Source organism: Legionella cincinnatiensis, assembly GCF_900452415.1.
Lineage (GTDB): Bacteria > Pseudomonadota > Gammaproteobacteria > Legionellales > Legionellaceae > Legionella > Legionella cincinnatiensis.
The window spans coordinates 1816048-1828934 of sequence record NZ_UGNX01000001.1 but is presented as its reverse complement, the minus strand read 5'-3'; the positions used below and the strand labels follow the sequence as shown (position 1 = coordinate 1828934).

The window sequence follows — 12887 nt, the reverse complement described above, 5'->3', positions numbered from 1 at the left end:
ATGCTATGCACACGCTTTATTGACAAGGAGCCTACATGGCAACAGTTGCTCAATTTGATATTACTTATACTCAATTTTTGGATGAAAATGGCAAATTAGCAGGCCAACTTCCTGCTTTTGCCAAGGATCATACCGCATTAAAAGAGCTTTATAAAATAATGGTTCTTACGCGCACCTTTGATAAAAAAGCAATCGCGTTACAAAGAACCGGAAAAATGGGAACTTATGCTCCTATTAATGGGCAAGAGGCAATTTCTGCGGCCATAGGACATGCTATGCGTCCTGAAGACGTATTTGTACCCTATTATCGTGATTACGCAGCACAATTTCAGCGTGGCGTAAAAATGTCTGAAATCCTTGCTTTTTGGGGAGGAGATGAGCGTGGCAGTCAATTTTCTTGTAATTCTCAAGACTTGCCTATTTGCGTTCCGATTGCCTCACAATGTTTGCATGCAACAGGGGTTGCTTTTGCTTTCCAATACAGGAATCAACCTCGCGTTGCGGTAGTATGTCTTGGTGAAGGTGGTACTTCTGAGGGCGATTTTTATGAAGCAATCAATGTAGCGGGGGCTTGGAAATTACCGGTAGTTTTTGTGGTAAATAATAACCAATGGGCTATTTCAGTGCCCAGAGAGAAGCAAACGGGGACGCAAACTATTGCACAAAAAGCAATTGCTGCTGGTTTTTCTGGCATGCAAGTTGATGGCAACGACATCTTAGCAACAAGACAGATCATCGGTGATGCCGTTGAAAAAGCACGCCAAGGAGAAGGTCCAACATTAATTGAAGCATTATCTTACCGTTTATCCGATCATACAACCGCTGATGATGCAACTCGATACCAGCCTACTGAAGACGTAGAAAAAGCAAAACCCAAAGAACCTATCGCACGATTTAAAGAATTTCTCATGGAGCAAAAGATATGGAATGCGCAAGATGAAGAGAGCCTAGTTATCCAGTGCTCAGAAGAAGTTGAAAAAGCGGTTAATGAATATCTGGACATGAAAACTCAACCCGTTACGAGTATTTTTGATTATCATTACGCTGAGCTACCTGAATATTTGATTGAGCAACGTGCAATAGCTATGGAGGAAGCAACAAATGCCTGATATTACTTTAATTGAAGCAGTGACTCAGGCTTTAGCTTATGAGTTAGCTCACGATGAAGATGTAATAGTTTTTGGAGAGGATGTAGGTAAAAACGGCGGGGTTTTTCGTGCAACAGTAGGATTACAAGAGCGTTTCGGAGAAAAAAGAGTATTTGATAGCCCTTTAGCAGAGTCAATGATCGCAGGATTAGCAATTGGAATGTCCATACAAGGCCTAAAGCCAGTTGCCGAATTTCAATTTATGGGTTTTATTTACCCTGCCATGAATCAAATTATCTCTCATGCGGCTCGTATGCGTAATAGAACACGCGGACGCCTACACTGCCCTCTTGTTTTTCGAGCTCCTTTTGGAGGAGGAATCAGAGCACCAGAACATCACTCTGAAAGTACTGAAGCATTATTTGCCCATATTCCAGGCTTACAAGTTGTTATACCTTCTTCACCTAAACGTGCTTATGGTTTGCTTTTAGCGGCGATGCGTAATCCTGATCCAGTAATTTTTCTAGAACCGAAGCGCATTTATCGCCTCGTGAAACAACCTGTAGAAGATAACGGAGAGGCGCTTCCCATTGGCAAGTGTTTTACCTTACAACAAGGTGATGATGTTACTTTAATAAGTTGGGGAGCAAGTTTGCATGAAACGCAACAAGCAGCGAAGCAATTAAGAGATGAAGGTGTTTCTTGTGAAATAATTGACGTAGCTACAATTAAGCCCTTAGATATCGAAACAATTTTAGCCTCAGTAGAAAAAACTGGTCGTTGTGTTATTGTGCATGAAGGAGCAAAAACCTGTGGTGTAGGTGCTGAAATTTCAGCGCTCATTATGGAAAATGCCATGGCTGATTTAATGGCCCCTGTTCAGAGGGTGACTGGATACGATACAGTAATGCCCTATTTCCAATTGGAAAAGCAATACATACCTAGTGTTTCACGTATTAAAAACAGTGTTATGAGCATAATGGAGTAATAATGAATATTTTCAATCTACCTGATTTAGGTGAAGGCTTACCGGATGCTGAGATTCATGAGTGGTTTGTCAAAGAAGGAGATACTGTTGTCGTAGATCAGCCACTAGTTTCTATGGAAACAGCTAAGGCGGTGGTGGATGTTCCTTGCCCACAAACAGGAATTATAAGTAAATTATATGGCAAACCAGGCGATATTATTAAAACAGGAGAACCATTAGTTGCCTTTGCATCGTCAGTTGCAAAAGCCGCAGATAAGGGAACAGTAGTTGGCAACCTAGAAGAAAGTAGCGAAATTTCCGAAGATACTTTTACTATTGGGATACAACACACTGCTCAAAATCGCATAAAAACAACCCCTGTTGTAAAAATGCTTGCAAAAAAACTGGGTGTTGATTTATCCACAGTAAAAGGTACAGGAGAATTTGGAGTCATCACTCGAGATGATGTTCAAGCTCAAGCAGATAAAAACGCACAAGTTCCCGTAGGTTTTGAACCTCTGCGTGGAGTAAGACGTGCTATGCTCAATAGCATGGTGCAGTCACATGCTGAAGTAGTTCCTGTAAGCATCTTTGATGAAGCAGATATAAGCGCCTGGAAATCTGGCACTGATATTACCGTTCGTCTAATTAGAGCAATAGTTGAAGCCACTAAAAGTGAACCTGCATTAAATGCATGGTTTGATACAAAGCATGGCGCACGCCAATGTTTTAATGAAGTACATCTTGGCTTGGCGATGGACAATGAGGAAGGGCTATTTGTTCCTGTTATCCATGATGCAGAAAAACGCTCTGATACCGAATTACGCACTATAATTAATGAATTCAAACAGTCAGTAGGTAATCGTGAAATTACAGCAGACAAATTGAAAGGAGCGACGATTACGCTTTCGAATTTTGGAAAGTTTGCTGGTCGCTTTGCAAGCCCCATTATTGTCCCGCCAATGGTTGCAATCTTAGCTGTTGGCAGACTTTATCAAGGGGTTGTTCCCGCCGAAGGAAAGATAGAAGTACATAATATCCTTCCTTTATCACTTAGTTTTGATCATAGAGCAGTTACAGGTGGTGAAGCAACTCGTTTCTTAGGCTCGGTAATACAATCCTTACAAAGGGAATAAATAAAAAGCCCTCCCTTTTGAGGGCTAAATCTTCTACATCTCTCTAAAAATTTAATCTAACTCTACTCTCCGACGTTCCGCAGAATCCAGGAGTACTATGACCCCGCAGACAAGCCGCGGAGTTAGTCTAAAAGACAGCTTAAGGGAAAAAGAGGTTGTTTTTTATTGTTGTGGTTGTTGCTGAGTTTGTTGTTGCATTTTATCCTTCATTTTTTCAGCCAGGGCCATCTTGCATTGTTGCAATTGTTCTGGGCTAAAATTTGTATTTGGTAATGTTTTAGTACCTGCTACTACAGGTATTACGCAATGTTTCATTAAATCTTTTCCGCCACTTTCCCCACCCTTAAAATAACCATTTTGCATGCAAGAGATTACAATCGCCTTACAAGCTCCTGCTGACCACCCCCAAAAGCTCATACTCATTAATAAAGTAAATATACCCATTTTTGCAAATAATTTATTCATATTTTTATTCCTTTTATTTAAGATCTGCATCTTATTTATATTGACCCTTAAAATATAGCACATTATTTTTTTTGTTTTTTAAGGTTTATTTAATTTAGTCCCCTTACACTTCGGATAGAGCCTTAGCGACGGGGAATTTTACCCCACCTCAGGTGGAACGGTTCTAAATAGCGACTGGATCCTCATTTTTAAATTTTGTGGGGAGCTTTCAGAAATAGGTCACGAGACATAAGCAGAAACCAATTATCAACACACCCTTGAGATCTAATGAAAATATAGTGATTTTAATTGTTTAAAATCTATCTCACTTATATCAGAAAGGTTCCGATTTTTTTCTGTAGATTCCATAGTAAATACTGGTACCTTAAATGTTTTTATAAAATCTTTAGGAACATCTCCTCTTGGTTCACTCGATAATAGACTTCTTAAGCTTGTTGAATAGCTGCACGTTTCTTCATGTTGGTATTTTTTTGATAATTCGCGCTCGTAGCAATCAAGCGCTTCCTCAAGTATCGTTTCTTCGTGTTCTTTTGTACGCTCCTTGATGAGCTTTTTATCTTCCTTATTTGCATATTGTTCAACGCTCCACTTAATCAATCCAAATATTGCAAGTCCAATACCAAATCCAAAAAAAATAACACCTGCTAAAGGTGGTGCAGCAAATGCACCAATAAGCCCCATTAATCCAAGAGTTGACAAAATCACACCGACACCACCTAGCGCAAAATTTGTATAGGATTTGGCAATAGTCTCATTGGCTAGTAAGTTTTGTTGTTTCAATTTGTGCAATGGTTCAGTTATTTTTTCAATATCTTCATCAATTTGAGTGATCTCATATTGAAGATTGCTCACTAATTCAATGAGTTGTGAGCTTTCAATATTTGTTCCTACAGTCTCTCCTTTTTCGAGAATTTGTATGATTTTCTCTAAGTACAACAGTATTTCATCACGTTCTTGATATAACCTTAAAAGTTTAGATGGAGAACTATCATCGGAAGAAGGAAATTGTTTCCATTCTCTTTGAGTTCTAATCGCATTAATAAACTTCAGTTCTTCTTCCATTTGCTCACTAAATAAGGCGTGTAGCTTATTGAGCAAAAATTTTAGTTCTAAAGCACGAATCTCCAATCGCTCCCTATAAGTATCAGAATCTAATGCCAATAGATCTCGTTTCTTCATGAGATCTGTAAATGCTTTTTTTTCTTTATATACTTTTGCGGATTGATATTTCTCTACTATCGAGCTTAGTAATGAAATGCCCTCGATAAGAGTACCAAGAGACGCGAAAGCCAATCCAATCCCGGCAGATATTACTCCTCCTAAAACAAAAGCTGCAATACCTAAACCTGTTGTAACTAAAAGAAGCGTCATAGCTAAGATTTTACTTCCAACAGAACTTTTTTTATGGGTCAAGGTAGTTATCGCAGTGGGAATTGCTGAAATCATTCGTATTACAAACCCAATGATAGGCAGTTCTTTACTGGACGTAATGATTGAGGTTACAAAATCGAGTATTTTTTGCACACCATCGAGAAAAAATTTGGATAAATTTCCATTTTTATTGATTCTTTCGATAAATGATAATTTTTGTTTTTGTTGTAACTGAGTTATTTTATTTTTTAACTCATTCATTTGCTCGGACAGAATGACATGCTGTTTGTGTGGATATGTCATAATCGCTTTTTAACAATAACCGTGCATTATAAGTAAATGCAGTTAATTAAAAGAAAGATCTATTGATCTATTATGATAAGGTGGAGCTTCCTTGATCCCCCCACCTGTATCCATGTTTCTTAAATTTTTAACAACTTATTGAATGTCTTCGTGGGAGCTCTTGCTCCTCGGTTTTTGTTGGCACTCCAGATTTTGGATTGGCAAACAAAGACCCGCTATGAATAGGAGGTTTTTCTGTGCGTGTTGGCGATTTATCTTGATACCATTCAAGCATCAGTAAGTTTCGTGGCCCTTCATTCATAAACTCACTATGTTCATTACCAAATACACATCCCTTGATTTTTTTTGCTATATACTGACCTAAATCCAATGCATAAAGAGGAGTATTAAGCAATGCCAATGCTGCAGCTTTAGCCACGAAACTTACGCCTACTCCAGTAAGAACTAAACCGACACCAATAGCACTTACTAACCCTACTAGCGTTGTAGCTCCAAGAATTAATGGCGATGCTACGATTTGTATAGGTCTTAAAATTACGGAAAACAATTTATTTCCTTCAACTTCATCTAATGGTTTCGTAATCGCGTGATATAAAGCAACAGAAATTAATTTCAATCGCGTAAAATCATTAATAGAGACCCTATTTTTAATGAGTTGTCTATAATTGTCATTTATTTCATTCTTTAATGATTCAGTATACTGTTCTCTTATTTGCATCATCAATGCTTCTTTATTAGGTGCGAAGGGATTTATACGTTGAAATAATTCTCGTAACTTAACCTCCACTTCAGCATTAATAATCTGTGTCAATAAATCATCATCACTCATTGTCTGAATTTGCTCTGCTTCGTGCTCTTTTTGTTGCGCTATGAGTAATTCGACTGCCTGAATTCTATAATTTTTTAAAAATAATGCTTTATATTCTTCAAAATGAGGATCCAAATAATTATTTAACTCTTTAGTATATTGATTATTTGTTAATGAATTTAATGTAAAATGAATAAGCCCATTAGCAATGTCTAAAACAATCGCCGAAAGAAAAAAACCAATGATCCCAATGAAAACAGCCGCACCAATAAATATAGAAAGTATCCCATAAGAAGCCTTTGCTAAAAAACGAAAGGGTTGATAATACCGATCCAAAGACTCTTCCATAGGTTTCATTAAGTGATCGAAATACTCAATAAAACTACTAAAACCATCCTTTGGATTTTTAGCTGCATTTTTAAGGAGATACTTCTGATTAATCCGATTTAAGATTTTAAATGGCTCTCCAGTAAGATCTAATTCTTCCTGTTTCAAATAGCTGCTTAATCTGGAATCAAGTTTATCAGGATGCAAGAGTACAGAGAGTGCTTTATATAAGGATGTTATATCTGCAGGGGTGACATCCAGATAAGCATCTTCTATATGTTTATTAAGGAGAGTGCTCACTTCTTGGTTCGTTAAAGGCTCTTCTCTTCGTGTATCCAATAAATCTTTGGCGATTTTTTCTGCTGTCGCACGAGCTACTTCCTTAGGCTTCTTACTCATTATAAATCTCACATATAAGCAGTTATGGTATAAAATGAACGAATAGTACCATATAAATCAAAATTTAGATATTAAAGACTATTTGATTAAAAATTGATGCCATTTCAGTGACTCATCAAAACTAGAATCAAATAATCAGAGTCACTGCCCTACGTTCAATTTATAAAAATTTTGATTTATGCTTTTGCCAATTTATTGAGTAACACAGCTAATCTACAACCCGCAAATACAACCTGCTTTTGTACTAACATTTGGGCATTTTCTTGATATTGAGTGCTTGGACTTTCTTTAGGGTTGAGTTGATACGCATTTTTTAAAGCGAGCTTATGAGACATCTTAGCCCATTTTTTAGGTTCTATTTGCGTACTAATACGTGAACATGGTAACTTTTGCTCTAAATCATGTGCTGTCTTTTTCACTTTCTTGGCATTATATTGACCTAGAAAAAGACCCGCGCCACTATCCCAATACTTATGCAAATTATTGCCTACAGGATTCGCACCTAAGGGAAATAAATTACCACCTAAATCTCCCTTAGGAAATTCTTGGCTCACTCGAGTTACTGCGTGTAATGGTTGATGGATATCCCCCGTAATATGGATTAACATGCGTAACGCAAGTCGCTTCTCTGATGGTGTTGTTTTTTTAGATGAAAATACGTGCATTGCCTGCTTAATTGCCCATACTGCATTAGTACTTTCAACCGGAGGCAAATCAATCTCTTCTGTGCTAAAAGGAATATCAATATAATGCATTACATCATACCAATAAACCTCTCTAAACCTAATTTCATCCATCCAGGTTGAAGCGCTTACAAAACTTGAATTAGGAGTATTATGAGTACGCGAGCGAAGATATTTATAACACATCACTTTTGCTTCAGGCGATAAATTATCATAAGCAATTTGAGCCACTACCTTGTGGCCTGCCGCATTCCAAGCGTAAGCTTGGAATACCCAAAAACAAAAAATAAGTGAATAAATAATTCGAATCATTTGTTAGCCTAAATAGGGAGACCAAGCAGGCTCTTGTACATCTCCTTCGCGCGCGGGAAGCCTCATCCTTATTCTACCGTCAAGAGAAACAATACCCAGCACACCTTTATCTTGATTATGCGTCGCATAAAGAACCAAACGACCATTTGGAGCAACAGATGGAGATTCATCTCGACCAGAAGAAGTCAAGCTAAGAATAGGCCCACCGGCAGCATTTTGTAATCCTATATTAAATTGCCTGTCATCGCGATGCAACATCACGATATTTTTCATATCAGGTGTATAAGAGGCACGCGCATTATAATTTCCTTCAAAGGTTACACGAGCCACCTCGCCTGTTGCTAAAGATAACCGATAAATTTGTGGCGAGCCACCTCTACCCGAAGTGAATAATATGCTTTTCCCATCAGGAGAATACCGAGGCTCCGTATCGATAGCATCCCCAAAAGTCAATTGCTTCATAGTACCACTATGGATGTCAACGCTATATATTTTTGGTGTCCCACTTTTAGATAAAACGACAGCTAATTGATTTCCATCCGGCGACCATGCGGGAGCACCATTAATGCCTGGAAAACTTGTGATTAAACGTCTTTGTCCTGTTTCCACTGAAACCGTAAAGATTTGAGCTTTCTTTTTCTCAAAAGAAACATAAGAAATTGATTTGCCATCAGGGGACCAGGCCGGAGACATGATGGGATCCCCGGAAACCAATAAACTTTGAGGATTATACCCATCTGCATCAGCAACCTCGAGTGAATAGCGTGTAATCTTTGGGGTTCTTTGTACGGAGATATAAGCGATACGTGTAGAAAATACTCCTCTTTCTCCAGTTAATTTTTGATATACCTCATCACTAATATGGTGTGCTAATGGTCTAAGCTGATTAGCACTAATTTGATAGGTTTTAGTCAGTAAAGTTGCGCCTTTGGCTACTGCATCTGTTAAGGTAAAACTTACTTCATAACGATTTCCTACTTGATTGACTCGGCCAGTTACAACACTATCAGCACCCAATTGTCGTAAAGTACTTACCGGTGATTGTCCGTTTGGACCCTGAGGACCTGAAACAATTCTAAATTGTCCCGATAAATTTAAATCATTTTCAATGATTTGCCCAATTTCTTGTGCGCCGCTATTGTCTCCAAAAGAGTTAATAGCAATAGGTAGCGCTGAATTAACTCCTTGGGTTAATTCTAAATCAAGAGCAAAAACTTGCTGCATACAAAGCAGAAGAAATAATTTAATAATTCGATTAATCACGAGTTTTACCCCCTAACTTGTTCAGGACGAACGGTTAAACTTATATCACGAAACAGACTGAAGGTATCAGGATCTGTAGGTACAGGTAGTGGTGATGCTTTATAAATAGCTGTTTGCGCTGAGCGATCAAGAAGCGAATCACCGCTACTGCGTGTTAAAGTAACTTCTAACACCATGCCATCAGGCGCAAGGCGGATTCTAAATTGACTTGACAAAGTACTATCAACATTTTCAGGTAATATCCAATTTCTGCCTATAGCATTTACAATAAGTGCTTTATACTTATCCACCTCACCGGCTATACGAGCCTGTCTTTCAGCATTTTGGGCTGCTTGCGCTTGTTTAGCAGCAGCCTCTGCTTCAGCCAGCTTTTTTGCCTCAGCTTCAGCTTTCTTTTTCTCCATTTCCGCTTGGGCTTTCTCTGCTTTTTCTTTTTCAGCCAATTTCTTTTTATTCAATTCAGCAAGTTTCTGCGCTTCCAATTTTTGCTGTTTGACTAACTCTTCTTTTTGTTTTTTTAATTCATCGATACGCTTTGCTTCTAATGCTTTTTGCTCAGCCAATTGTTTTAAACGCTTTTTTTCTTCCTCAGCTTGTTTTTTTCTTGCAATGGCAATTTTATTGGCTTCTTCCTTAAGTCGTGCCAGTTGCTGTTGCTCTTTGATTCTTTGCTGTCGAGCAGCTTCAGCCTGACGCTTCAGCTCATTTTGTCTATTGATTTCAGCTCTTTTTTGTTGTTCACGTTCTTGTTTTAAACGATTAACCGTTTCCATGACTTGCTTATTGTCAACGCTTACTGCTTTAACAACCTCATTTTGGGGTGTCACCGCAATAGGTTGCTCGATACCAGGCGTATTTTTAGTTTCAGCTGTTAAGACAGGACGTTGACTGGAATTATCAGTTAAAAGCATCACAATTAAGAAAAGATGCAAACCAACTGCAGCAAAAAAGGCATTACGGTAACTGGAATTGCTTATCATGCTTGACCCTCTGATTTCTCTGATTCTGAATCAGTCAACAAGCCTACTTGCTCTGCTCCGGCTTGCTTGAGCAATGCCATTGCTTGCACAACTTTACCGTATGCAACTCCTTGATCTCCCTTAACTAAAACATTAAGTTTCTGATTTGACTGCTTTGCTAACTCTAATTCCGCAGCAACACGAACAACTAAAGCTTGAGCTTCTATAGGTTCTGCAGGCGTACTGCTAATATTAAGGAAATAGGACCCTTGTTGATTTACTGAAACAATAATAGGTTCTCTATCAGTAGGTGCTAGAGTCTGACTCGCTGCTTTAGGTAAATCAACGGTAACGCCTTGACTTAGCATTGGTGCCGTAATCATAAAGATAACCAGTAAAACCAACATCACATCAATATAGGGTACAACGTTAATTTCTGATATGGGACGATCACGTTTTGTTTTTGCTTTGATCATTTTTACCCTCTTACAGTTTCATTACTTTGTTGTTCTATAAGCGATATTAATTCTTCCTGAAATAAATCAAATCGATTTAATAAATCATTAGCACGAGTTGTATAGCGGTTATAGGCAATAACAGCAGGTATTGCTGTAAATAAACCTAAAGCTGTAGCTACAAGTGCTTCAGAAATCCCTGGAGCCACCATAGCAATAGTAGCTTGTTGGGCATGGCCTAATGCCTGAAAAGAGGTCATTATACCCCAAACTGTGCCAAATAGTCCCACATAAGGTGCAATAGAGCCTACTGAAGCAAAAAAAGGTAAATGTTTTTCTAGCTTTTCCGCCTCTTTAGCATGAGTAATTTGCATGACTCTTTGTATCGGTTCAATAACTACATTTCCCTGCTTGCGAGCACGTATAAACTCTTTAAAGCCGGAATGAAAAATAGCCGCCATTCCCTGTCGCTCATCAGAATTACTATCAACATCAGCATAAAGCCTACTTAAATCACCACTTTCCCAGAATCTTCGATTAAAAGCATCTGTAAGTTGTTTTTTCTGGTTAAAAAACCATGCCCTTTGAAATATTAATGTCCATGAAGTAATGGATGCAGCGGCCAGCAATAACATGACAGTCTTAACCACTAAACCTGCTTGCATAAAGTACATTAATACATTTGCTTGATTACCCATCTATCATCTCCAGTACCAAGATCTTTTTACTTCTATCAATTTCATCACTTGGAAGAAAGTACAGCAGAAAATCCATTCCAAAAATATACCCTGGAATTTTATTGTACTTTATTCAACCTAAAATAGGATTTATAAAAACCCGTTTAATACGGAATTCGTTTTGGTTTTAAATTACTATTCACACATACCACTTGGATTTTAGCCTCACAAATTATTTGTTCTTGTTGGTTTTGTATTACCTGATCAAATAAAAAACTGCACACACCTAATTGCTGAACTTGAGTTTTAATCGTTAATAAATCATCCAGACGCGCCGGTGCCTTATAACGAATATGCACATCATATATAGCAAACAAAGTATCTTGCTTTATTAAATCAGAAAGAACCATATTATTTTGTCGTAACATTTCTGTTCGAGCACGTTCAAAATAGCAAAGATAGTTCGCATGATAAACAATTCCCATATAGTCTACATCTTCAACGTAAACTCGAAAGGCATATTGATGCGTGGTTGTATCATCCATTTTACTAATCCTGCTCTATCGGTATGCCAAAATGCATATATGCCCTTGGGGTAGCTATTCTACCTCTTGGCGTGCGCATAAGGAATCCTTGTTGTATTAAAAATGGCTCTAATACATCTTCTATTGTGCCTTTTTCTTCACCAATTGCAGCTGCGATGCTATCAATTCCTACTGGGCCACCACTAAATTGCTCGATTACCGCCATAAGCAATTTTCTATCCATAAGATCAAAGCCGTGTTTATCTACTTCTAACATTTCTAAAGCTTTTTGGGCAATCTCAATATTGATAATACCGCCACCTTTCACTTCAGCATAATCTCTAACACGACGAAGTAAACGATTGGCAATACGAGGGGTACCTCTCGAGCGTAAAGCAATTTCTCGTGCTCCTTCAGGTTGTGTTTTTACATTCAGTAATTGTGCAGAACGAGCAACAATTTTCGTCAATGAATCTACAGAATAATACTCAAGACGCTGAACTATACCAAATCGATCCCTAAGTGGGGAAGTCAATAAACCTGCTCGCGTTGTTGCACCAATTAATGTAAATGGAGGCAATTCCAGCTTTATCGAACGAGCCGCTGGCCCCTCACCTATCATGATATCCAATTTATAGTCTTCCATCGCTGGATAGAGCACCTCTTCAATAACTGGACTAAGTCTATGAATTTCATCAATAAATAGAATGTCATTTTCTTGTAAATTTGTGAGTATTGCTGCAATATCCCCTGCTCTTTCGATTACAGGTCCAGAAGTTTGGCGCAGATTAACTCCCATTTCATGTGCAATAATATTGGCCAAAGTTGTTTTTCCAAGACCCGGGGGGCCAAAAATCAACACATGATCCAAAGCATCACTTCGCTTTTTAGCTGCATCAATAAAAATTTGCATCTGTGAGCTTACATTTTCTTGTCCAATATACTCACTAAGACTTAAGGGTCTAATAGCTCGATCAATGACTTCATCTGCAACATTACTTTGAGTACTTATTAAGCGGTCACTTTCCAGCATAGGATCTTATTTTAAGGATTTTGATGGATGATGGCATTTTATCATATGTTTTTTGAATCGCAGCTGATTTTAAAAAATTAAAAATAGAACTCTTTATAACCTATCAAAGCTTTTTTC

Annotated in this window: 13 protein-coding genes; 3 read left to right on the top strand and 10 right to left on the bottom strand. The window is 38.0% G+C overall.

Annotated features, from left to right (window positions below; genetic code table 11):
* The first annotated feature begins 35 nt into the window (after positions 1-35).
* From pdhA to DYH34_RS08180, 3 genes are read left to right on the top strand one after another with little or no spacing between them, the layout of a single operon-like run.
* Positions 36-1109, top strand: a complete 1074-nt coding sequence (gene pdhA / locus DYH34_RS08190; RefSeq protein WP_058463564.1) for a pyruvate dehydrogenase (acetyl-transferring) E1 component subunit alpha — start codon at positions 36-38, stop codon at positions 1107-1109.
* A complete protein-coding gene (locus DYH34_RS08185; RefSeq protein ID WP_058463565.1) occupies positions 1102-2076 on the top strand; it encodes an alpha-ketoacid dehydrogenase subunit beta in 975 nt (324 codons plus the stop codon). The genes pdhA and DYH34_RS08185 overlap by 8 nt, the downstream gene beginning before the upstream one ends.
* Positions 2077-2078: 2 nt before the next feature.
* Positions 2079-3191 carry a dihydrolipoamide acetyltransferase family protein gene (locus DYH34_RS08180; RefSeq protein WP_058463566.1) on the top strand — a complete coding sequence of 371 codons (1113 nt, stop codon included), beginning with the start codon at positions 2079-2081 and terminating at the stop codon, positions 3189-3191.
* Positions 3192-3353: 162 nt separating this feature from the next.
* On the opposite strand, the gene DYH34_RS08175 is transcribed toward DYH34_RS08180, so the two are convergent.
* From DYH34_RS08175 to ruvB, 10 genes are all read right to left on the bottom strand, one after another.
* Positions 3354-3656, bottom strand: coding sequence for a hypothetical protein (locus DYH34_RS08175; RefSeq protein ID WP_058463567.1), 303 nt, complete (start codon positions 3654-3656; stop codon positions 3354-3356).
* A gap of 264 nt (positions 3657-3920) precedes the next feature.
* Positions 3921-5330 (bottom strand): T4SS effector SidA family protein, encoded by a 1410-nt coding sequence (locus DYH34_RS08170; protein ID WP_058463568.1) that lies wholly within the window; start codon positions 5328-5330, stop codon positions 3921-3923.
* Positions 5331-5457: 127 nt separating this feature from the next.
* Positions 5458-6864 (bottom strand): hypothetical protein, encoded by a 1407-nt coding sequence (locus DYH34_RS08165; RefSeq protein ID WP_058463569.1) that lies wholly within the window; start codon positions 6862-6864, stop codon positions 5458-5460.
* A 176-nt stretch (positions 6865-7040) separates the two neighbouring features.
* A complete protein-coding gene (locus DYH34_RS08160; protein ID WP_058463570.1) occupies positions 7041-7859 on the bottom strand; it encodes a S1/P1 nuclease in 819 nt (272 codons plus the stop codon).
* Positions 7860-7862: 3 nt separating this feature from the next.
* A complete protein-coding gene (tolB, locus tag DYH34_RS08155; protein WP_058463571.1) occupies positions 7863-9122 on the bottom strand; it encodes a Tol-Pal system beta propeller repeat protein TolB in 1260 nt (419 codons plus the stop codon).
* A gap of 5 nt (positions 9123-9127) precedes the next feature.
* Complete coding sequence (gene tolA / locus DYH34_RS08150; RefSeq protein WP_058463572.1) at positions 9128-10102, bottom strand: cell envelope integrity protein TolA; 975 nt, start codon at positions 10100-10102, stop codon at positions 9128-9130.
* Positions 10099-10557 carry a protein TolR gene (gene tolR / locus DYH34_RS08145; protein WP_058463573.1) on the bottom strand — a complete coding sequence of 153 codons (459 nt, stop codon included), beginning with the start codon at positions 10555-10557 and terminating at the stop codon, positions 10099-10101. Before tolR ends, tolA begins: the two co-directional genes overlap by 4 nt.
* A gap of 2 nt (positions 10558-10559) precedes the next feature.
* Positions 10560-11234 carry a protein TolQ gene (gene tolQ, locus DYH34_RS08140; protein WP_058463574.1) on the bottom strand — a complete coding sequence of 225 codons (675 nt, stop codon included), beginning with the start codon at positions 11232-11234 and terminating at the stop codon, positions 10560-10562.
* 143 nt (positions 11235-11377) lie between these two features.
* Positions 11378-11758 (bottom strand): YbgC/FadM family acyl-CoA thioesterase, encoded by a 381-nt coding sequence (locus DYH34_RS08135; RefSeq protein ID WP_058463575.1) that lies wholly within the window; start codon positions 11756-11758, stop codon positions 11378-11380.
* A gap of 4 nt (positions 11759-11762) precedes the next feature.
* Positions 11763-12770 carry a Holliday junction branch migration DNA helicase RuvB gene (ruvB, locus tag DYH34_RS08130; RefSeq protein ID WP_058463576.1) on the bottom strand — a complete coding sequence of 336 codons (1008 nt, stop codon included), beginning with the start codon at positions 12768-12770 and terminating at the stop codon, positions 11763-11765.
* Between the last annotated feature and the right edge of the window lie 117 nt (positions 12771-12887).

Bases quoted from the DNA above. Each gene is read 5' to 3' on its own strand.
- pdhA (WP_058463564.1), top strand. From the start codon at position 36: ATGGCAACAGTTGCTCAATTTGATATTACTTATACTCAATTTTTGGAT.
- DYH34_RS08185 (WP_058463565.1), top strand. From the start codon at position 1,102: ATGCCTGATATTACTTTAATTGAAGCAGTGACTCAGGCTTTAGCTTAT.
- DYH34_RS08180 (WP_058463566.1), top strand. From the start codon at position 2,079: ATGAATATTTTCAATCTACCTGATTTAGGTGAAGGCTTACCGGATGCT.
- DYH34_RS08175 (WP_058463567.1), bottom strand. From the start codon at position 3,656: ATGAATAAATTATTTGCAAAAATGGGTATATTTACTTTATTAATGAGT.
- DYH34_RS08170 (WP_058463568.1), bottom strand. From the start codon at position 5,330: ATGACATATCCACACAAACAGCATGTCATTCTGTCCGAGCAAATGAAT.
- DYH34_RS08165 (WP_058463569.1), bottom strand. From the start codon at position 6,864: ATGAGTAAGAAGCCTAAGGAAGTAGCTCGTGCGACAGCAGAAAAAATC.
- DYH34_RS08160 (WP_058463570.1), bottom strand. From the start codon at position 7,859: ATGATTCGAATTATTTATTCACTTATTTTTTGTTTTTGGGTATTCCAA.
- tolA (WP_058463572.1), bottom strand. From the start codon at position 10,102: ATGATAAGCAATTCCAGTTACCGTAATGCCTTTTTTGCTGCAGTTGGT.
- tolR (WP_058463573.1), bottom strand. From the start codon at position 10,557: ATGATCAAAGCAAAAACAAAACGTGATCGTCCCATATCAGAAATTAAC.
- tolQ (WP_058463574.1), bottom strand. From the start codon at position 11,234: ATGGGTAATCAAGCAAATGTATTAATGTACTTTATGCAAGCAGGTTTA.
- DYH34_RS08135 (WP_058463575.1), bottom strand. From the start codon at position 11,758: ATGGATGATACAACCACGCATCAATATGCCTTTCGAGTTTACGTTGAA.
- ruvB (WP_058463576.1), bottom strand. From the start codon at position 12,770: ATGCTGGAAAGTGACCGCTTAATAAGTACTCAAAGTAATGTTGCAGAT.